The 19,260-nt window shown below is 74.6% G+C and carries 16 protein-coding genes; 8 read left to right on the forward strand and 8 right to left on the reverse strand.

What is annotated here, in order from left to right:
• Positions 1-16 precede the first annotated feature (16 nt).
• A complete protein-coding gene (locus tag ACIRS1_RS24660; protein ID WP_360208559.1) occupies positions 17-1,681 on the forward strand; it encodes an NAD(P)/FAD-dependent oxidoreductase in 1,665 nt (554 codons plus the stop codon).
• Positions 1,678-2,733: a zinc-binding dehydrogenase gene (locus tag ACIRS1_RS24665; protein WP_402843406.1), complete on the forward strand. Its 1,056-nt coding sequence runs from the start codon at positions 1,678-1,680 to the stop codon at positions 2,731-2,733. The genes ACIRS1_RS24660 and ACIRS1_RS24665 overlap by 4 nt, the downstream gene beginning before the upstream one ends.
• A 90-nt stretch (positions 2,734-2,823) precedes the next feature.
• On the opposite strand, the gene ACIRS1_RS24670 is transcribed toward ACIRS1_RS24665, so the two are convergent.
• Both ACIRS1_RS24670 and ACIRS1_RS24675 read right to left on the reverse strand, forming a co-directional pair.
• Positions 2,824-3,966 (reverse strand): hypothetical protein, encoded by a 1,143-nt coding sequence (locus ACIRS1_RS24670; protein WP_360208503.1) that lies wholly within the window; start codon positions 3,964-3,966, stop codon positions 2,824-2,826.
• Between the two features lie 315 nt (positions 3,967-4,281).
• Positions 4,282-5,526, reverse strand: coding sequence for a pyridoxal-phosphate dependent enzyme (locus ACIRS1_RS24675; RefSeq protein WP_360208505.1), 1,245 nt, complete (start codon positions 5,524-5,526; stop codon positions 4,282-4,284).
• A gap of 161 nt (positions 5,527-5,687) precedes the next feature.
• On the opposite strand from ACIRS1_RS24675, the gene ACIRS1_RS24680 reads away from it, so the two are divergent.
• Positions 5,688-6,047 (forward strand): hypothetical protein, encoded by a 360-nt coding sequence (locus ACIRS1_RS24680; RefSeq protein WP_402843411.1) that lies wholly within the window; start codon positions 5,688-5,690, stop codon positions 6,045-6,047.
• A gap of 78 nt (positions 6,048-6,125) precedes the next feature.
• Here ACIRS1_RS24680 and ACIRS1_RS24685 read toward each other — a convergent pair whose 3' ends face one another.
• The 3 genes from ACIRS1_RS24685 to ACIRS1_RS24695 all read right to left on the reverse strand — a co-directional run bounded on the left by ACIRS1_RS24685 (position 6,126) and on the right by ACIRS1_RS24695 (position 11,897).
• Positions 6,126-8,924 (reverse strand): penicillin acylase family protein, encoded by a 2,799-nt coding sequence (locus ACIRS1_RS24685; RefSeq protein WP_402843413.1) that lies wholly within the window; start codon positions 8,922-8,924, stop codon positions 6,126-6,128.
• A 143-nt stretch (positions 8,925-9,067) separates the two neighbouring features.
• Positions 9,068-10,072, reverse strand: coding sequence for an N-acetylglucosamine kinase (locus ACIRS1_RS24690; protein WP_402843416.1), 1,005 nt, complete (start codon positions 10,070-10,072; stop codon positions 9,068-9,070).
• A gap of 199 nt (positions 10,073-10,271) precedes the next feature.
• Positions 10,272-11,897 carry an ADP-ribosyltransferase domain-containing protein gene (locus ACIRS1_RS24695; RefSeq protein ID WP_402843419.1) on the reverse strand — a complete coding sequence of 542 codons (1,626 nt, stop codon included), beginning with the start codon at positions 11,895-11,897 and terminating at the stop codon, positions 10,272-10,274.
• A gap of 181 nt (positions 11,898-12,078) precedes the next feature.
• Here ACIRS1_RS24695 and ACIRS1_RS24700 point away from each other — a divergent pair, with 181 nt between their 5' ends.
• Complete coding sequence (locus ACIRS1_RS24700) at positions 12,079-12,750, forward strand: macro domain-containing protein (RefSeq protein ID WP_402843422.1); 672 nt, start codon at positions 12,079-12,081, stop codon at positions 12,748-12,750.
• Between the two features lie 94 nt (positions 12,751-12,844).
• On the opposite strand, the gene ACIRS1_RS24705 is transcribed toward ACIRS1_RS24700, so the two are convergent.
• A complete protein-coding gene (locus ACIRS1_RS24705; RefSeq protein ID WP_360208518.1) occupies positions 12,845-13,291 on the reverse strand; it encodes an Lrp/AsnC family transcriptional regulator in 447 nt (148 codons plus the stop codon).
• A gap of 93 nt (positions 13,292-13,384) precedes the next feature.
• Between ACIRS1_RS24705 and ACIRS1_RS24710 the strand changes: the two genes are divergently transcribed.
• Positions 13,385-14,281 carry a TIGR03619 family F420-dependent LLM class oxidoreductase gene (locus tag ACIRS1_RS24710; protein WP_402843425.1) on the forward strand — a complete coding sequence of 299 codons (897 nt, stop codon included), beginning with the start codon at positions 13,385-13,387 and terminating at the stop codon, positions 14,279-14,281.
• Positions 14,278-14,715: a nucleoside deaminase gene (locus tag ACIRS1_RS24715; protein WP_402843428.1), complete on the forward strand. Its 438-nt coding sequence runs from the start codon at positions 14,278-14,280 to the stop codon at positions 14,713-14,715. The genes ACIRS1_RS24710 and ACIRS1_RS24715 overlap by 4 nt, the downstream gene beginning before the upstream one ends.
• 98 nt (positions 14,716-14,813) lie before the next feature.
• On the opposite strand, the gene ACIRS1_RS24720 is transcribed toward ACIRS1_RS24715, so the two are convergent.
• Positions 14,814-15,599 carry an SDR family oxidoreductase gene (locus tag ACIRS1_RS24720; protein ID WP_360208527.1) on the reverse strand — a complete coding sequence of 262 codons (786 nt, stop codon included), beginning with the start codon at positions 15,597-15,599 and terminating at the stop codon, positions 14,814-14,816.
• Positions 15,600-15,705: 106 nt separating this feature from the next.
• Here ACIRS1_RS24720 and ACIRS1_RS24725 point away from each other — a divergent pair, with 106 nt between their 5' ends.
• Positions 15,706-16,347 carry a TetR/AcrR family transcriptional regulator gene (locus tag ACIRS1_RS24725; protein ID WP_402843430.1) on the forward strand — a complete coding sequence of 214 codons (642 nt, stop codon included), beginning with the start codon at positions 15,706-15,708 and terminating at the stop codon, positions 16,345-16,347.
• Between the two features lie 137 nt (positions 16,348-16,484).
• On the opposite strand, the gene ACIRS1_RS24730 is transcribed toward ACIRS1_RS24725, so the two are convergent.
• Positions 16,485-17,234 (reverse strand): FadR/GntR family transcriptional regulator, encoded by a 750-nt coding sequence (locus tag ACIRS1_RS24730; protein WP_402843433.1) that lies wholly within the window; start codon positions 17,232-17,234, stop codon positions 16,485-16,487.
• Between the two features lie 450 nt (positions 17,235-17,684).
• Between ACIRS1_RS24730 and ACIRS1_RS24735 the strand changes: the two genes are divergently transcribed.
• Entirely contained in the window at positions 17,685-19,178 is a 1,494-nt protein-coding gene (locus tag ACIRS1_RS24735) for an amino acid permease (RefSeq protein ID WP_402843440.1), read from the forward strand.
• Positions 19,179-19,260 lie beyond the last annotated feature (82 nt).

A 19,260-nucleotide genomic window follows, 5' to 3' on the forward strand; every position in this document is an offset into this window, starting at 1 on the left:
CACGGGCAGGCGGACCATGGTGATCGTCGGCGGCGGCCTGGGCGGCCTGTCCACAGGCTGCTACGCCCAGATGAACGGCTACCGCAGCCGCATCCTGGAGATGCACGAACTCCCCGGCGGCTGCTGCACCGCCTGGGACCGCGGCGAGTTCACCTTCGACTGCTGCGTCAGCTGGCTGCTCGGCAGCGGCCCCGGTAACGAGATGCACCAGATCTGGCTCGAACTCGGCGCCCTCCAGGGCAAGGTGATGCGCAACTTCGACGTCTTCAACGTGGTGCGCACCCGCGACGGCGGCGCCGTCCGCTTCTACTCCGACCCCGACCGCCTCGAAGCCCACCTGCTCGACCTCGCGCCGGAGGACGCCCGGCAGATCCGGCGGTTCTGCGCCGGACTGCGGTCCTTCCGCCGCGCGCTGGTCCACTACCCCTTCCTCAAGCCGGTCGGGCTCATGGGGCGCCGGGAACGCTGGCGGATGCTCGCCTCCTTCCTGCCCCACCTCAACGTGATCCGGCGCTCGATCACCGAGCTGATGAGCGACTACTCGGCCCGCTTCCGCAGCCCGCTGCTGCGCGAGGCCTTCAACTTCGTGCTCTACGAGAAGCACCCCAACTTCCCCGTGCTGCCCACCTACTTCCAGCTCGCCGCGCACGCCGGGCAGTCGGCCGGGGTGCCGGAGGGCGGGTCGCTGGGCCTGGCCCGCTCCGTCGAGGAGCGCTACCGGCGGCTCGGCGGGGAGATCACCTACAACGCCAGGGCGACCGAGATCCTGGTCGAGCGCGACCGGGCCGTCGGGGTGCGGCTCAGCGACGGCCGGGAGGTCCGCGCCGACATCGTCGTCGCGGCCTGCGACGGCCGCACGACCATGCTCGACCTGCTCAAGGGCCGCTACCTGAACGACACCTACCGCCGGCTGTACACCCGGACCATCACCGAACCCGGCATGGTCTTCCCCGGCTACCTCACCGTCTTCCTGGGCCTGCGCCGGCCCTTCCCGGCCGGGGACCCGTGCACCACCCACCTGCTGGAGGAGGAGTTCGCGGCCCGGCTCACCGGCATCCGGCACCCCAGCATCAACGTCCAGTTCCGCAGCCGCCACTACCCCGAACTGTCCCCCGCCGGGACGACCGTCGTCTACGTCAGCTACTTCTGCGACATCGCCCCCTGGCGGGCCCTGAGCACCGGCCCCGAACAGGCGCCCCGGCTGCGGCGCGGAGAGGAGCTGCACACCCTGCCGGTCGGCCGCGGGCGCGAGTACCAGAGGGAGAAGCGCCGGGTGCGCGACGCCCTCGTCGACTTCCTCGACGGCCACCACCCGGGGCTGAAGGAGGCCGTCGCGGTCAAGGACGTCTCCACCCCCCTCACCCAGGTCCGCTACACCGCCAACTACGACGGCACCGTGCTCGGCTGGCAGCCCTTCGTGGAGAGCGGCGAGACCCTGGAGGAGGAGATCAAGCGCAACGGCCCCGGGCTGCCGGGCCTGCGCGACTTCTACCTCTCCGGCGTCTGGGCGACCACCGGCGGCCTCATCCGGGCCGCCGCCGCCGGGCGCCACGTCGTGCAGTTCATCTGCCGCGACGACCGCAAGCCGTTCACCGCCGCCGTCGACGACACCGCCCCGCCGCCCACCCTGCTGGTCGAGCCGGTCGGCCCCGCGGACCGCCAGTTTGGAGTCACCTCGTGAAGATCGAGAAGTGGGTCGTCCACGAGCACGCCGACGGCGTGCCGGACGTCGAGCGGATGTACCGGAAGGTGGTCGAGGAGGTCGACGTCCGGCTCGCCGAGGACGAGATGCTGCTGCGCACGCGGTACGTCTCCGTCGACCCGTACCTCCAGGGGATCGCCCTCGACACCCCGGTCGGGGACCACATGGGCGCCGACTCGATCATGGAGGTGCTGGAGGCCGGCCCCCGCGCCCGCTTCGCCGTCGGCGACCTCGTCCAGGGCTTCGGCGGCTGGCGCAGCCACGTGATCGGCAACGGCGCCCCGACCCCCTGGCAGACCGGTACCTTCCCGATGGTCTTCCCCGCCTACCGCCGCCTCGACCCCGACCACTACGACGATGCCCTGCCGATCTCCACCGCCCTGGGCGTCCTCGGCGGGCCCGGGATGACCGCCTGGGGCACCGTGGAGAAGTTCCTGGCCGTGCGCCCCGGCGACACCGTGCTGGTCAGCGGCGCCTCCGGGGCCGTCGGCTCCCTGGTCGGCCAGCTCGCGCGGCACCGCGGCGCCCGGGTCGTCGGCACCACGGCGACGGCGGAGAAGGCCGACCGGCTGAGGGACCTGGGCTTCGACGCCGTCCTGCACTACCGCGACGGCGACGACCCCGAGCGGCTCGCCGAGCGGCTCGCCAAGGCGGCCCCGGACGGCGTCGACCGCTACTTCGACAGCCTCGGCGGCACGCTGACCGACGTCGTCTTCACCATGCTCAACGTCGACAGCCGGGTCGCGGTCTGCTGGCAGTGGGGGAGCCAGGTCGGCGGCCGCTGGACGGGCCCCCGGCTGCTGCCGATGATCATGTTCCCGCGCACCACCGTCCGCGGCATCTTCTCGCTGGAGTGGTTCACCGAGGAGAACTGGACGGCCCTGCGGCGGGACCTCGGCGGCCTCGTCCGCAGCGGCGACCTGCAGTACCACCAGACCGTCCACCGCGGCTTCGACACCATCCCCGCCGCCTACCGCAGCCTCTACCAGGACCGGGCCGCCAGCCGCGGCAAGGTGCTCGTCCGGCTCTGAGGCCGGGTCGTCGCGGGGGCGTGGCCGGGGCGTGGCCGGGGCGTGGCGGGGGTGTGGTGGTGGCCGCCGCCACGCCCCCACCGGCGGCCGTCAGCCGGTGGCCGCCCACTGGTGGGCGGTGCCCTGGTGGACGGCGGCGTAGACGCGGTCCCGCAGCAGGTTGGCCTGACGGTCGGTGAGCGTCCGGTCCAGGTGCCGCAGGACCAGCTTGAGCAGGACGTTCTTCTGCCCGGGGCGCGCGCCGAGCCGCTCCAGGGCCCGTGGCGGCAGTTGCGAGCACGGCGTCTCGGCGAGGATCTCGACGGTCTCCACGCAGTCCGCGTCCGGGCCGAGCGCGTCGCGGACCCGGTCCCCGAGGTCCTCCGCCAGGTCGTCGCGGTCCACCGCCACCGAGAGGTCCCGGCGGACGGCGGGCATCGCGGACACCGGCCGGTAGGGCGCGAGGTCGGTCAGCTGGGCGGCCACCGACGGCTCGGTCGACCGCAGCACCCGGATGTCGTCCACGCCCTTGAGCAGCATCAGCATCCGGTCCAGCCCCATGCCGAGGGCCAGACCGCTCCACTCGGCGCCCAGCCCGGCCCGGGCCAGCACGCCGGGGTGGGCCAGGCCGCACTCCGCGACCTCGATCCACTCCGCGCCGCGGGCCACGTCCACCTGGCGGCCGGCCAGCGTGTACGGGTGGACGCGCTCCTCGTGGCGGTGCTCGGCGCCCGGGAGCAGACCGCCGACCAGGGCGGTGACCATCCCGTCCAGGTCGGCGGTGGTCAGCCGGGCCGGGCGGCGGGTGAGCCTCCACAGGTCCAGCTGGTGCGGGGTGCCGGTGTGCAGCCGGTCGATGCTGTCGCGGCGGTAGACCAGGCCGGGGCAGACCAGCAGGACGTCCTCGGCCGGATCCGCGGCCAGGGCCCGCAGCGCCGCCGGCACCAGGGCGCTGGAGTGGCTGCGGAGCATCCGCCGGTCGTCGACGTAGCGGGTGTACCGGGTGTCGCGGGTGATGTCGTCGGCGCGGTAGCCGAGGTGGTCGTAGTTGTCCTCGACCGTGACGACGCGCTCACCGCGCCACCAGCGGACCTCGCAGCCCCAGAGCGCGGCCAGCGCCTCGACGGCACGGGCGAGGACGAGCTGTACGGCGTGCGGACCGGCGGCGGGATCGGTGAGGTCCCGGACGGCGAGGTCGCGGGCGAGCTGCTCGGGGGAGAGACGGGCGGGAACGGCGGTGCCGGGTACGGACATGGCGGCCTCCTGGCCGGGAGCGGTGACAGGGTGACGGCACACCCCCCGGCCCCTGGGCACGACCGCCGCCCCGGGCCGGCGGCTCAGCCCTGGAGGCGTGGCGACGTCCGACCCCTGCGGCGCCCAACGGGGGCCGGGGGGCCGGTAAATCGGCGAGAGTTCGCTACGACGGCCACACCGCGACCGTACCGGCACCCGGCACCGGGGACCAAGGGGTTTCCGCGGTGCCGGGTGCCGGGTGCCTGGTCCCGCTGCCGGACGCCTGGTCCTGGTCCTGGTTCCGGGGCCGGATGTCCGCCGCCCGTGCGGGGGCGGTCAGCCGCGGATCCCGGCGGCCTGCAGCCGGCGGTGGACGGCCTCCCACTCGGGGGCGACCGGCTCGGTCCTCCGGGAGCCGACCCCGAGGTCCTTGAAGCCGCTGGACGTCGACACGCAGACCACCGGTCCCTCGATGCCCTCGGCTCCCTCGATTCCCCGGGAGCCGCCCGCCGCCCCGCCCAGGCTGCGCAGCCCGGCGAGCCCGGCCGCCGCGGACAGCTCCGTCCAGAGCCCGGCCCGGGCCAGCTCGCCCTGGGCGGCCGTCAGCTGGGCGTCGTCCAGCACCAGTGCGCGGCCGCCGCTCCCGCGCACCGCGAGCACGCCCCGGTAGCCGCCGACCGGCGCGGCGATCGAGTACGCCCGGCCCGGCGCCACGGCCGTGCGCGCGGCCGGCAGGCCCTGCCGGAGGGCACTCGCCAGCGGCGCCCCCGAGGCCGACTCGCAGGAGTAGATCCTGGGCACCCGCTCGGCCAGCCCGAGCCGGTGCAGTTCGGCGAACCCCTTCCAGACCCCGAACAGCAGCTCGCCGTAGCCGGTGGGCACGAAGACCGCGCCCGGCACCCCGAGGTCCCGGAAGATCTCGTAGGCGACGGTCTTGTAGCCCTCGGGGCCGTACGCGTGCCCGGTGTGCGTGGTGGTGAGGTTGCTGACCGGGTGCAGACCGAGGCGGTCGACCACCTGGCGCAGCAGCGGCCAGCGCGCCTCCCAGGGCACCGGCAGCACGACCGCGCCGTAGGCGTTCAGGAACGCGTCGACGTTCGGCGGCAGGTCCGGGCCGGTGAGGACCACGCAGCGCAGCCCGGCCCGGGCCGCGTAGGCGGCGGCGGAGGCGCCGTGGTTGCCCGAGGAGGCCACCGCGATCCCGGCCGCGCCGACACCGACGGCGGCGCTGGTGGTGCAGCGGTTCAGCCGGTCCTTGTGGCTCCAGGTCGGGTTGCGGGACTCGTCCTTGACGTACACCCCCGGTTCGAGCTCGACCAGCGGCGTGCCGCCCTCGCCCAGGCCCGGCGCGAGCAGCGGCGGCAGCAGCGGGGCCCACCGCTCCAGGCCGGCGACCTCCGACGGCGCGAACAGGGCCGCCGGGTCCGCCTTCCCGTACGCGTAGTCGACCTCGACCGGGTAGGCGACGTCCGCGGTGCCGGTGCCCGGACAGCCGGCGGTGAGCGGGGGCCACAGGGGGTAGTCGAGGGAAGGGTCGCCGAGGGAACGCTGACCGGTTGCAAGTGATCCGTCTGTCGCCATGTCAGGAGCCTATGTCCTCCCTCCGGGCCGGGTCCGCCGGATTCCCGGCCCGGGCCGGTGCGCGGACCCCCGCCGCCCGCCCGGGCCGGGGGGAGTGCCGCCGCCCCGCCCGGGGAAGGATCACCGCGACTCGGCAGGCGCAGCACGGACAGGGGGCCGGCGTGGACGGCGACATCGAGGCGATGAGCACCACCGTTCGGGAGGCCCGGGCGAAGATCCGCGAGGACGCCCTGCCCCGGGCCCGGGCACGCCGCGAGGCCGTCGTGCCCGCCGACCAGGCCGCGCTGCTGGCCGAGCTGATCGAGCTGGTGGACACGGCGGCGGAGCTGGCCGACGCCGTCCACATGCGGATGACCACTCCCGACGGCCGCACGGCGTACCTGCAGGCCGGCCGGCGGCTCCGGGATCCGCTGGAGCACCTGCGCGGCCACCGGCGGCGGTTGACCGCGCAGGCGGGGTCCGGGGCGGGTTCCGGGTCGGGATCGGGTTCCGGGGCCGCGGAGGCGTCGAAGCCGTCCTGACGGCCGTCGCCGGTGCCCCACCCGGGTCGGGCGGGGCACCGGCGACGTCCTGGCTCGGCGGCTCGGCGGTGTGGTGGCTCAGCGGTGGGCGGTGAACTGCACCACCTGCTGGTAGGTCGGCCGGTTCTGCCAGGTCGTCCTGACGTCCGTCACCCCGCCCAGCGGACGCTGGATGACGGTGTCGGCGCACCACTGGTCACCGGCCGAGCAGTCGGCGTCGCCCGGGTAGACCTGGGCCGGGGTCTGGGCGGCGGCCCGCTTCAGGGTGTCGAGCAGGACGCCCCGACAGGCCGCGAGGTCGCCCCCGCCGCAGTACGGGCGCGCCAGCGGGCCGGCCACCCGGTCGCCGAGGACGGACCGCAGGTCCTTGTCCAGGTAGCTCCACCAGCCGTACTGGAAGGCCGAACCCTTGTGCGGGATCGACTCGTTGGCGCTCGTCGAGCCGCCGCCGGGGCCGCTCTGCCCGCCGGAAGGCGACTCGTTGATCTGCAGGGCGCCGGTCAGCGCGGTGAACAGCTGGTCGCCGAGGCCGGGGCGCATCGTCCCCTCGGCGAGCAGCGGCCACCAGGCGTCCATGACGCGGATCGCGGTGGCGTCGGCGTAGCTGTGGCTGCCGGCCGAGGTCTCCTTGCGCCGGCCGCCGTCGGCCAGCCACGTCTCCAGCTGCTGCAGCGCGGTGGCGGCCGTCTGGTCGGTGACCGGGGCGCTGCGCAGCACCCGGATCAGGTCGGGCAGCACGTCCTCGGCGCGCAGGTCGGTCAGGGCGGCGCCCTCCATGGCCTGGGTGAGGGAGACCCTGCTCGCCTTGCCGCCGCCCTGCAGCAGCGCCCTGACCCGGTCGTCGAGCAGGTTGCCGCGGTGCACCGAGCCGTTGCCGAAGCCGGCCGTGGTGAAGCCGTCGGCCTGCTTGTTGTTCCAGGAGATGTAGTAGTCCTGGTCGACGGACTGCGGGTGCTCGGCGGGCGGGGTGTACCGCGCGGTGTTGGTGACGGGGTCGAAGTCGGCCCACTCGTAGGCCGGTTCGGCGCGCATCGGCAGGCCAGGGTCGACGCCAGGGGCGCGGACGGGGTTGGTTCCGGAGTTGTAGTAGGCGATGTCGCGGGAGTCGGCGTAGAACCAGTTGAAGGTGTAGTTGATGTCCTGCGCGGCCCGCTGGAAGCCCGCCGCGTCGTGCACGGCGCCGGGGTCGTTGAGCTCCTGGAAGCCGATGATCGAGTCGGCCTCGTGCCGGTAGGTGGAGCGCAGCGAGGTGAAGGCGACGGGCGCGCCGCCGACCGTGCCGCGGGCGGTGACCAGGCCGTACCTGGAGCGGTACATCACCAGGGTGTACGAGCCGGCCGCGGTGGAGTCCGCGGTGGTCGGGCTCCAGGCGTTCTTGCGTTCCAGCCGGTCGAGGGGCACGCACTGGCCGTGCCAGAGGTAGGACTCGGCGGCGGTGGTGACGGGCGAGCCGTCGGTGGTGCAGAGCGGCACGGCGTAGGTGTCGGTGATGTCCTGCCCGGCGGAGGTGGCGCTCCAGGCGTAGTCCTGGCCGCGGCCGAGCTGGACGTAGAAGCTCAGGCCGGCGAAGGCGGCGCCGCGCGCGCTGATGCCGGGGCCCTGGATCTCCTCCAGCATGAGCAGTTGCGGGGCGAAGTAGCCGGTCTGCGGTCCGAACACGGCGACGGGGTGGCCGTCGTCGGTGTGGGCGCCGGAGACCAGCAGGGCGTTGGACATGCCGTGCCGGGCGCTGAGCAGGTTGCCGGGCAGCAGACCCGGTGCCGCGGTGGCGGCGGTGCCGGCCGAGCCGGTGGCGTCGTAGACCATCCGCTCGGGCACCACCGAGCCCGGGTCGGGCGGCGCCTCGCCCTGCGGGCTGTCGGGCACCGTGGCGTAGGGGAAGCGCTGGCCGTCGTGCAGGGTCTCGACGGCCTCGGGGTCGTCGGCCTCGCGCAGCGACTTCCAGACGGCGTCCCCGGCGTCCTTGCCGTAACGGGCCTCGGCGGCCGACTTGACCTGCGCGGAGGCGAGTTCGCCACCGCCGCCGGAGCCGAACAGCGCGCCCACCACGGAGGCGAGGGCCACCAGGTCGGTCAGCTTGAACGGTTCGATGGACCCGGCGTTGGTGATCGGGTCGATGTGCCCGGTCAGGTCGTACTCGCCGGGGAAGGTGCGGCCGTTGTAGGCCTCCCGGACGTACTGGTTGATCCCGTCGAGGTAGGCGGTGGCGTCGGCGAGGGCCTGGGCGGCCCGGCCGCCGCGGGACGCGAGCGCGTCGATCTGCTGCTGGAGCTCCGCCTCGGTGTACGGGGCGGCCTGCCAGAAGCTCTGCTCCAGCTGGCGGTTGGCGGCGGCGCCGCCCGCGAAGCCGGACAGCTGGCCGCGGCCGACGTGCCGGAACAGGTCCATCACCCAGAGCCGGTCCTGGGCCGCCGCGTAGCCGGCCCCGAACTCGGTGCCGTAGCGGGTGGTGCCGCTGATGTGCGGGACGCCGGTGGCCTTGTCGCGCACGATGGTGACGTCGCCGCGGGGGCTGGCGGTGCTCGCCACCTGGTCGGCGGGGACACCGAAGGAGGCGTCGTTGAAGAAGTCGCGCAGCTTGGCGTCGGTGAGCCCGGGGTAGCCGGCGGCGAGACCCGCGTACGGGCCGAGCTGGTCGTCGGTGTGGGCGGGGCGGCTGCCGAACACCCGGTTGAGCAGGATCTCGGCGAGGGTGGCGTTGCCGTTCTCGCCGGGCGGCAGGATGTCGGTGCAGCGGCCGCCGCAGTAGTCGGCCGCGGCGGCCGGCGCGGGGGCAGGGGCGGCCGCGGTGGGGGTGGTGGTCAGGGCGGCGGTGACGAGCAGGGCCGACGCGAGGGCGGCGGCCGGGAACCGGAGGGGGTGGGGGCGTGGGCGCAAGGCGTGCTCCTCCGTCGAAGCCACGGGGAGTCGACGGTAGGGGTGCTACTGACCGGTTGGCTAGTGGCGTGCATGCCATTTCCGCTGGGGTGCAGTGGAGTTGCCGGCTCGGGGGTGGTGGCCTGGGGGCGGGTGAGGCGCTGTCAGCGGTCGCCGGGCGGGGGGTCGCCGGGCGAGCGGCTGTCGGGCGAGCGGCTGTCGGGCGAGGTGCCGTCGGGCGCCGCGTCGTGGTCGAGCGGGTCGTCGTGCGGGTCGTCGTCGTGCGCGGCCGGGCGGTGGGCGGCGTGGCGGGCGGACAGTCGGGCGGCGGCGGTGGCCGGGTCGGTGCGGGGGAGCCGGGGGTGCAGGTCGGCGAGCAGGACGAGGAGCCGCTCGCGGACCGGGCCGGCGGAGGTGGCGACCGCGCCGGCGAGGACCAGGGGCTCCTCCGGCACGGCGGTGGCACGGGCCAGGGCGGCCAGCTGGCCGGCGGCGGTGTGCGCGATCGCGAGGGCGGGGCCGTCGCCCTCTTCCGCCAGCCGGGAGACCAGCGGGGCGAGGGCGGCGAGCCGCCGGGGCGGGCCCTGGTAGGCCCAGCGCAACAGGTCGTCGGGGGAGTCGGCGGCGCAGTGGGCGCGCACGGCGGCACCCAGCGGGCCGGCCGGGTCCGCGTGGGCGTGCCGGAGCGCCTCGCGGCCGAGCCAGAAGCCGCCGCCCTCGTCGCCGAGCAGCCAGCCCAGCCCGCCGGCGCGGGCGATCGTGCGGGTGCCCGCCAGCCGGGCGCAGACCGTGCCGGTGCCGGCGATCAGCACGGTGCCGTGCCCGTCGGTGACGCCGCCGCAGGCGAGGGCCGGCACGGTGTCCGGGACGAGTCGCACCTGGCAGTCGAGGCGCAGGGCGGCCCGGCAGCGCTCCGCGAACCGCTCGGGATCCGGCAGGGCCCGGTACCCGGCGAGCCCGACCAGGCAGGAGCCGACCAGCCGGGGATCCCGCCCGTCCAGGGCGCCGGCGGCGGCCGCGCCGAGGTGGGCGAGCACGTCGCCCGGGCGCTGCCCGGCCGGGTTCGCGCCGGGGCCCTCGCCGCGCCCCCGCAGGGCGCCGTCGGCGTCGAGGAGGACGGCGCCGGTCCTGCTGCCGCCCGCGTCCAGTCCGAGGTGGAAGGTGCTCACGGGGCGCCTCCGGGAGGGCGGTCCGCCGCCCGGGGCGGCTCGTGCGCGGCAGGGGTGCGGGCCGGGGTCCACGGGTCGGGAGTCGCGGTTCGCGGTCGCGCGCGGTCCAGGGGAAGCGTACCCGCCGACGCCCCGCCCGCCCCGGACGCGCGCCGCCCCCGCCGTCCCGCCGCCCGCCCGACCGCCCCGGGCCCGCCGGTCAGGACACCAGGGTCTGCTCCGCCAGCTCGGTGAGCGTGACGGTGCACAGACCGCCGCGCTCCGTCCGGACGTCCGTCACCTCCAACTGGGTGCCCGGGAGCAGGATGAACTCCTCCTCGCCGGTGAAGGCGGAGAAGTCCTGGATGCCGGTGGCCCGGGCGGGGCGCACCTCGAACAGCGTCCGCTTGCCGCGGCTGCCGAGGAAGGCCTGCGCCACGCCCAGCTTGGAGGTGCAGGAGGAGACGCCCCACCACGTCACCGTCCGGCCCAGCGGGTACTGCGTCCGGAGGTCCAGCGGGACGCCGCGCCAGAGCGGCTCGGTGCGGACGGGCAGCTGGGACACCGCCGCGAACAGCAGCCGCAGGTACGGCAGGTAGGGCACCAGGCGGGAGCGGTCGGGGGAGCGCAGGACGGCGTTGATCTCCCGGTAGAACGCCGACTCGCAGGTGTAGAGGTAGAGCGCGGCGATCGCGTCGGCGGACAGCCCGCCGGCGGCGGCCGGTGCGCCGTCGGCCCGGCGCTTGCCGAACTCGTGCGAGAGCGTGACGTGCCGGTCCAGCCCGCGCAGCAACCGGGCGACCGGCTCGACGGCTTCCCGGAAGTCCATCAGCGGGGTGTCGAACACGCCGGTGATCGCGGGCAGGACGAGGCCCTCGTCCTTGACGCTCGCGAGCCGCTCCAGGTACAGCTGGTGCAGCTCCATGGTGGAGGCGATGAACGCGCCCATCCGCTCGGCGACGTCGCCGTCGGCCGGGCCCTGCCCGTCGGCGTGCTGGTTCCACCCGGTGCTCGGGAGCCAGTCGACCTCCTCGGCGCCCAGCGAGGCGAGGGCCTCGTTGACCGTCGCGAAGTGCGCGCCGTCGCAGAAGACGTCGCCCTGCGCCGCGGGGTTGGGGTGGTCGATGTGCCGGACCTCGACGCCCGGGTACTTCTTCTGGAGCCGGAGCACCACGTTCTTCAGGCTGCGGGCGTGCGCCCCCCACCACGCGAAGACGACGCCGCGGTCCTCCTCGTCGGCGTCCTGCTTGGCGCGCAGGATCTCCTCGACGATCCGTTCGGCGACGGGCCGCCAGAACGCGGTGTGCCGCTCCGGCCCCAGGGCGCCGTCGCTGCTGGCGGTCAGCGCGGCGTTCAGCAGCAGCACGCCCTGGGTGAGCATCGCCTGGAACCACTCCGGCGGCTGGACCGTCTCCTTCTCCTTCAGCAGCGCCCGGACGTCGGCGATCGGTGTCTTCTTGGGTATGCCGTACTTCCACATCGCCGCCGCCTTGATGATGCAGCGGATGCTGACGACCCGGCCGAACTGGCTGTCCTTCCAGTCGTGGAAGGTGTTGTCGAACATGGCGATGCCGGTGGCGCTCTCCGGCCGCGGGTAGGGGTTCTGCCCGAAGACGACGACCTTCCACTTGTGCGGCGCGTGGGGCTTCAGCGCCTGGAAGGTCAGCTCGCGGACGGGGACGACGTCCGGGCCGCGCCCCGGGCCGATGAACGCGGCGGCGTCGGGCCGGGCCTCGATGACCGGCTTCAGCAGCGGCAGCCAGGGCTCGCCGCCGCCCGCGAAGAGTTCGGCGAGGGCCAGCGGGTCGGTCGGGTCGGACGGGGTGGTGGCGTTGGCTTCGCTCATGGGGCGGCACTCCGGGACGTCGGCTCGTTCGTGAGGGCCCGTCAGGCACCGGGCGGGCCCCTGGCGGACACCCCCATTCCTACCTGCGGGGTGTGACAGCCCGTGGTCCGCGGATTGTCAGAGGTGGGCGCTAGCGTCGTGATCGGTCGAGGCCGTACGCCGATGGGAGTGGAGCATGAGCATGGACGACACGCGGTCCCCGCTGAGGGTGGTGCTGGCCGACGTCAACGCGTCGGTGGTGGAGGCCTGGAGGGCGGCGTTCGCCGACGTCCCCGGGGTCGAGGTCCGGGTGGGTTCGATCCTCGACGAGCACGTCGACGCCTGGGTCAGCCCCACCAACGCGCGCGGCCGGATGGACGGCGGGGTCGACGCGGTGATCAGGCGTCACCTCGGCGCCGGCATCCAGTTGCGCGTGCAGCGGGCGATCCGGGACGAGGCCGCGGGGGCGCTCCCGGTGGGCAGCGCGGTCTGCGTCCCCTCCGGCGCGACCAACCCGCGCTTCCTGATCTCGGCGCCGACGATGGCCGGGTCCTCGCAGAACGTGAGCGAGACGCTGAACGTGGCCCTCGCCTGCGCCGCCGCCTTCCAGGCCGTCCACCGGCAGAACGCGGCGGCGCCGGGCAGCATCCGGTCCGTGGCCCTGGTCGGCATGGGCGCGCGGACGGGCCGGGTGCCGGCCCGGGTGTGCGCCAACCTGATGTGGACGGGCTACACCCTGTTCAACGACCACCGCTTCGAGGACTACGACGACCTGCGGGCCACCGTCCTCGCCCAGCTCGACGACCTCGAGAGCGCGCCCGTGACGCAGCGCGTCCGGATATCCCCGCCGGCCCGCCGCACCGGCCGGCGCTGACCCCGGGCGGGTGCCGGGCCGGGTGGGCCCGCCGGCGGGTCGGGGTGCCCGGCCGCTCCGTCGGGCCGGGCCGGACAGGAGCGCCGGTGGACCGTCACGGCCGGCCGGGGCCGCGGCCGGGCAGCGTCTGGCTGTACACGACGCTGGTGGTCGTGCTGCCGAAGCCGGCCAGCTCGTCCACGAGCACCTCGAGGTGCTCCATGGAGGTCGCGGCCACCTTCAGCGTGTAGCAGTCGTCCCCGGTGGTGCGCAGGCACTCCAGGATCTCCCGCCGCTCGGCGAGCAGCCGGCGCAGCGGCTGGTGGCGGTTGCCCGGGTACTTCAGCCGGACGACGGCGAGCACGGGGTAGCCGACCTTGGCCAGGTCCACCACGGCTCGGTAGCCGCTGATGACGCCCAGCGACTCCAGGGTGCGCACCCGTTCCGTGGTGGCGGAGGGGCTGAGCCTCACCCGCCGCCCCAGCTCGCTCAGGGAGATCCTGGCCTCCTGCTGCAGCTGCTCGATGATCGCCCAGTCGACGTCGTCAAGATTCACGGCCATCCGGCCACCCTACCGGGAGATCCACGGCAGCGGGCCGCCACGACCGGGAAGTCTCCGTTCCCTGCCTCATGATCGCCGGGATAGCCTCGGGGCATGCAACTTGGCGTCAACGTACCGAACTTCGGGCCCGGGACGGATCCGGGCGTGCTGCGGGAGTGGGCGCGGACGGCGGAGGGGCTGGGCCTCGACCTGCTCATGGTGTCGGACCACGTGGCCGTCACCGGGGATGTCGCCGCACGCTACCCGGAGCCGTTCTACGAGCCGTTCACCACGCTGTCCTGGCTGGCCGGCCTCACCACCCGGCTGCGGCTGGGCACGACGGTGCTGGTGCTGCCCTACCGGCACCCGCTGCTGGTGGCCCGGATGGCCACCGGCCTCGACCGGCTGAGCGGCGGTCGCTTCGTCCTCGGGGTGGGCGTCGGCTGGGCGCGCCAGGAGTTCGAGGCGCTGGGCGTCCCGTTCGCCGAGCGCGGCAGGCTGACCGACGAGTACCTGGGCGTCCTGCGGGAGGCCTGGCACCCGGCCCCGGCGGCCGGTGCCCCGGCACTCCCGGGCGCGGTCGACCGGCCCACCGACGGACGGCCCGCGGACGGCCCGCCCACCGACGGCCGGCCGACCGGATCCGCGGTGCCCGTCTGGGTGGGCGGCCACAGTGCGGCGGCGCTCCGGCGCGCCGCCCGGTTCGGCGACGCCTGGCACCCGCTGCGCCTCCCGATGGCCCGGATGCGGGAGGTCCTGGCGCAGCACGAGCTGCCGGGCTTCGCGCCCCGGATCGCGCTGCGGCTGACCGCCGCGCCGGTGGGCGACCCCGACCGCCCGGCCGGCGTCGGCACCCTCGACCAGGTCCTGGAGGACCTCGACGGGCTCCGCAGCCTCGGCGCGGGCACCGTGGTGCTCGACCCGTACCACGGCGATCCGGAGGAGACCCGCCACCCGCAGACCGCCTGGCGGGACCTCGCCGCCGTGGCCACCCACTGGAGGACACCGTGATCACCCCCGCCGACGAACCCCTGCTGCGCCGCGCCGTCGCGATCGCGGCCGAGGCCGTGACCCTCGGCGACGCCCCCTACGGCTCCCTGCTGGCCGGTCCGGACGGCACGGTCCTCGTCCAGGCGCACAACACCGTTCGCCGCGACGACGACATCACGGCCCACCCCGAGCTGAAGCTGGCCCGCTGGGCGGCCCGTGAGCTCGCCCCCGACGAGGCCGCCCGCACCACCATGTACACCAGCTGCCAGCCCTGCTCCATGTGCGCCGGTGCCATCGTCCGCTCCGGCCTCGGCCGGGTGGTCTTCGCCCTCTCCACCGACCAGCTCGTCGACCTCAACCCGGGGTCGGGCGCCTGGCCGACCGTCCCGCAGGACGGCCCGGCGCTGTTCGACGAGGCCCGCGCCCCGATCGCCGCCTACTACGGCTCGGCCTGACGCGGCCGCCCGGGCCGGCGGGGCCGCGTCCCCGCCCGCTCGGGCGGCTGCTCCCGGCAGTTCTCGGCAGCCCCGGCCGCTCAGGCAGTCCCGGCCGCTCAGGCCGCAGCGCTCGGCCGGGTGACGCGTTCGGCGACGGCGACGGTGGCGCGGCGCGGCAGCAGGCGCGGCGCCAGCGTGCCGAGCCGGTTGACCAGCCCGTCGACGACCGTGGGCCGGCCCCTGCGCAGCGCGGCCAGGGTGGTCGTGACGACCTGCTCGGGCCGGCGGCGGACGCCGACCGCGGCCTCCTCGCCCGCCACGTCGAAGAACGGCGTGTCGGTGGCTCCCGGGCAGACGGCGAGCGCCCGCACACCGCTGCCGCGCAGTTCGTTCGCCAGCGCCTCGGTGAAGGAGAGCACGTACGCCTTGGTGGCGCCGTAGACGGCCATCCGGGGGATCGGCTGGAAGGCGGCCGTGCTGGCGATGTTGACGACGGCGCCGTGTCCGCGGTCGACCATGCCGGGCAGCAGCCGGGCGGTCAGGTCGGTGAGCGTGAGGCAGTTGAGCTGGACCTGCTCGGCCATCCGGGACGGGTCGGTCTCGGCGACGGCGCCGAAGGTGGCGAAGCCGGCGTTGTTGACGAGGATGTCGACGGTCGCGCCGAGTGCCTCGACCCGCTGCTGGAGTTCGGCGGCGGCGCCGGGCCGGGCGAGGTCGAGCGGGACGACGTGCACGGTGGTGCCGTGCGCCGCGGTCAGCTCCTGCTGCAGGCCGCGCAGCTTGTCCTCGCTGCGGGCGACCACGACGAGGTCGGAGCCACGGGCGGCCAGTTCGCGGGCGAACGCGGCCCCGATACCGGTGGACGCTCCGGTGATCAGGGTGGTCTTGCGGGCGAAGTCCATGACGCTCCTCGTCTCGGCAGGCGCGGGGTCGGGTGCCCCGGTCGGCGCCGCACCTCAATGTAGTCAGTGCCAACAAAGTAGTCAACGACTACATTCCCGTATGCTGATGCCCATGCGAACGGGCCGCTACCACCACGGAGACCTCCGCGCCGCACTGCTGGAGCGCGCCGAGCAGACGCTGCGCGAGCAGGGCGTCGACGCGCTCTCACTGCGCGAGCTCGCCCGCGCCCTCGACGTCAGCCACGCCGCGCCCAGCCGCCACTTCAAGGACAAGCGCGCCCTCCTCGACGCCCTCGCGCTCACCGGCATCCAGCGGATGACCGCCGCCGGCCGCAGCCGCCTGGCCAGGAGCGGCGAGGGTTTCCGCGACCGGATGTTCGCCTTCGCCCGGTCGTACGTCGACTTCGCCGCCGCGCACCCCGCCCTCCTGGAACTCACCTTCGCGCGCAAGCACGACGTCGCCGTCGCGGACGAACTCCGGCTCGCCTGGGGGCCGTTGGAGGAGGACATCCATGCGGTCATCGCCCAGGGGCAGCGCGAGGGCGAGCTGCGGGCGGGCAGTGCCGACCGGATCTTCAACGTGCTCTACACCGCGGTGCACGGCGTCGCCGCCCAGGCGGCCTCCGGACAGCTCTCCGGGGCGGCCCTCGACCAGGTCTTCGACGACCTCCTCACCCACCTGCTGCGCGGCCTGCGGCCCGCCGCCGGGGACGAACCCCTGGCCGGGCCCGCGGCGCCGACGTGCTGAAGCCCGGCCCCGCCGAAGCCGGGCGCTACTGAAGCCCGAACCACCGAAGCCGGGCACTGCTGAAGCCCGGCCCCGCCGAAGCCCGAACCGCCGAAGCCGCCCGTCGCGGGCCCGGCAGTGCTCCACGAGGGCGTGATCTAGCCCAGGAAGCCCCGAAGCAGGGCGGCCGTGGCGGCGAGGTGTTCCTCGGTGGCGCGCCGGGCCGCTTCGCCGTCGCCGTCGAGGATCGCCCGGACCATCGCCCGGTGCTGCTCGGCGGCGTGCTCGATGTTGCGCTCCAGCACCGGGATGGCGTTCAGCAGGTCGTTGAGGCGCATCCGGGCCTGCGCGATGCCCGCGGCCAGGGTGGGGGAGCCGGTGAGCTCGCCGACGGCGAGGTGGAAGCGCGAGTCGAGCTGGCGGTACCGCTCGGCGGGGGCGCCCTCCAGGTCGGCGAGCCGGCTCTCCAGGTAGGCGCGCTGCTCCGGGGCGAGGGTGCGGCGGGCGGCGGCCTCGGCGGCGCCGCTCTCCAGCACCAGGCGGTAGGTGAGCGCGTCCTCCAGGTCGTCGCCGAGGTCGCGGACGGCGCGGCGCAGTTCGGCGACGTCCGGCTCGGGCATCCGGTAGGTGACGAAGGTGCCGCCGTAGCGGCCGCGGCGGGACTCGGTGCAGCCCGCGAGCTGCAGGGTGCGCAGCGCCTCGCGCAGGGTCTCGCGGCTGACGCCGAGCCGGGCGGCGAGGTCCCGTTCGGCGGGGAGCCGGTCGCCGTGGCCGAAGACGCCCAGCTTGATGGCCTGCAGCAGCCGTTCGACGGTCTCCTCGAAGGCGTTGCCGGTCCGCACCGGGCGGAAGATCGCCCCGGCCTGCCAGTCCTGGCGGGCCCGCTCGCGTGCCTCGTCGACGTCCACGCCGGAATCGTACCTACGGTCGGGTTCCGGGACTCATCCCCTTTCCGCTCTTGACGCGGCCCGGGCCGAGCCGGAACGATGCTGATCACCCACCCCAATGGTCTGGTTCCGGACCATTGGAAGAGCCGTCCGACCGTCTCACCCGCCGGGGGAGTCGCGCCACGACGTCGTGGCCCGCGCCCGCCGGCACACCCTCAACCCCCAGGGGTGCCCATGACCGACGCACGCTCACCCGACCACCCTGCCCCGCTCGGGTTTCCGTCGAACACCGGAAGTGTTACCGGCACCGACGCCGGCGCCGCAACGTCCCCCGCCGCTTCCGGCGCCGATTCCCCCACCGCTTCCGGCACCGATTCCGCCACCGCCCCCGCCGCTCCCGCCGCCGGCACCCTCTCCGCCGACGAGCAGCGGCTGCGCGAACTGGGCTACACCCAGGAGTTGGCCCGCTCGATGACGGGCTTCTCCAACTTTGCCGTCTCCTTCTCCATCGTCTCGATCCTCTCCGGCTGCCTGACCCTGTACGGCACGGGGATGAACACCGGCGGCCCCGCCATGATCATCTGGGCCTGGCCGGTGGTGGGCCTGCTGACGCTCTGCGTCGGGCTGGCGATGGCCGAGATCTGCTCCAGCTACCCCACGGCGGGCGGACTCTACTACTGGTCCGCCAAGCTGGCCCGCAGCGGCGGCCCGGCCTGGAGCTGGTTCACCGGCTGGTTCAACTTCCTCGGCCAGGTCGCGGTGACCGCCGGCGTCGACTACGGCGCGGCCTTCTTCACCAACGCGTTCCTGACCCTCCAGTTCGGCGTCGAGGCCAGCCCCGCGCACACCATGGAGATCTTCGCCGTCATCCTGGTGATCCACGGCCTGCTCAACACCCGCGGCGTGCGCCTGGTCGCCGTCCTCAACAACGTCTCCGTCTGGTGGCACCTGGTCGGCGTGGCCGCCATCGTCGGCGCGCTCGTCCTGCTGCCGGACCAGCACGCCTCCGCCTCCTTCGTGTTCACCCAGTTCGTCGACAACACCGGCTTCCACAACCAGTTCTACGTGGCGATGATCGGCCTGCTGATGGCCCAGTACACCCTCACCGGGTACGACGCCTCCGCGCACATGACCGAGGAGACCCACGACGCCGCCCGCTCCGGACCGCGCGGCATCGTCAACGCCATCACCGTCTCCCTGGTGGCCGGCTGGGTCCTGCTGCTCGGCATCACCTTCGCGATCCGGGACTACGACGGCGCGCTCGCCAGCGACACCGGCGTCCCGCCCGCGCAGATCTTCATCGACGCCATCGGCGCCGACGGCGCCAAGGTCCTGCTGCTGATCGTCATCGGCGCCCAGTTCTTCTGCGGCATGGCCTCGGTCACCGCCAACTCCCGTATGATCTACGCCTTCTCGCGTGACGGCGCGCTGCCGGGCTCCGCCCTCTGGCACCGCATCGACCCGCGCACCCAGACGCCGACCAACGCGGTCTGGCTGGCCACCGGCGGCGCCCTGCTGCTCGGCCTGCCCGCGCTGTGGAACACCACCGCCTACACCGCCGTCACCTCGATCTCCGTCATCGGCCTCTACATCTCCTACGTGCTGCCGGTGTACCTGCGGCTGCGCCAGGGCGAGGACTTCCCGCGCGGCCCCTGGCACCTGGGCCGCTGGAGCCGGCCGATCGGGATCGTCGCGGTGGTCTGGACGGCGGTGATCACCGTGCTGTTCATGCTCCCGACGGCCAGTCCGATCACCGCCGAGAGCTTCAACTACACCCCGGTGGCGGTGGCCGTGGTGGTCGGCTTCGCCGGCGTGTGGTGGCTGGCCTCCGCCCGGAACTGGTTCACCGGGCCGGTCGTCCACGACACCTCCGCCGCTGCCGCCGGTCCCGCCGACGCGCTCGACCCCGCCGTGGGCACCCGCCCCGTTCCCCCCTCCGACCCCGCCGAACTGGAGACCCGATGAGCAGCCGTCCCCGGCTCACCCTCGACGAGCTGCGCGCCATGGTCGCGGCGGGGGAGATCGACACCGTCGTGCTGGCCATGAC

It is taken from the genome of Kitasatospora sp. NPDC101176 (assembly GCF_044768035.1).
GTDB lineage: Bacteria > Actinomycetota > Actinomycetes > Streptomycetales > Streptomycetaceae > Kitasatospora.

Excerpts from the sequence above, each read along its gene's own strand:
- ACIRS1_RS24660 (WP_360208559.1), top strand. The coding sequence starts at position 17 with ATGGTGATCGTCGGCGGCGGCCTGGGCGGCCTGTCCACAGGCTGCTAC.
- ACIRS1_RS24670 (WP_360208503.1), bottom strand. The coding sequence starts at position 3,966 with ATGTCCGTACCCGGCACCGCCGTTCCCGCCCGTCTCTCCCCCGAGCAG.
- ACIRS1_RS24675 (WP_360208505.1), bottom strand. The coding sequence starts at position 5,526 with ATGGCGACAGACGGATCACTTGCAACCGGTCAGCGTTCCCTCGGCGAC.
- ACIRS1_RS24695 (WP_402843419.1), bottom strand. The coding sequence starts at position 11,897 with ATGAGCGAAGCCAACGCCACCACCCCGTCCGACCCGACCGACCCGCTG.
- ACIRS1_RS24700 (WP_402843422.1), top strand. The coding sequence starts at position 12,079 with ATGGACGACACGCGGTCCCCGCTGAGGGTGGTGCTGGCCGACGTCAAC.
- ACIRS1_RS24705 (WP_360208518.1), bottom strand. The coding sequence starts at position 13,291 with ATGGCCGTGAATCTTGACGACGTCGACTGGGCGATCATCGAGCAGCTG.
- ACIRS1_RS24710 (WP_402843425.1), top strand. The coding sequence starts at position 13,385 with ATGCAACTTGGCGTCAACGTACCGAACTTCGGGCCCGGGACGGATCCG.
- ACIRS1_RS24720 (WP_360208527.1), bottom strand. The coding sequence starts at position 15,599 with ATGGACTTCGCCCGCAAGACCACCCTGATCACCGGAGCGTCCACCGGT.
- ACIRS1_RS24725 (WP_402843430.1), top strand. The coding sequence starts at position 15,706 with ATGCCCATGCGAACGGGCCGCTACCACCACGGAGACCTCCGCGCCGCA.
- ACIRS1_RS24735 (WP_402843440.1), top strand. The coding sequence starts at position 17,685 with ATGACGGGCTTCTCCAACTTTGCCGTCTCCTTCTCCATCGTCTCGATC.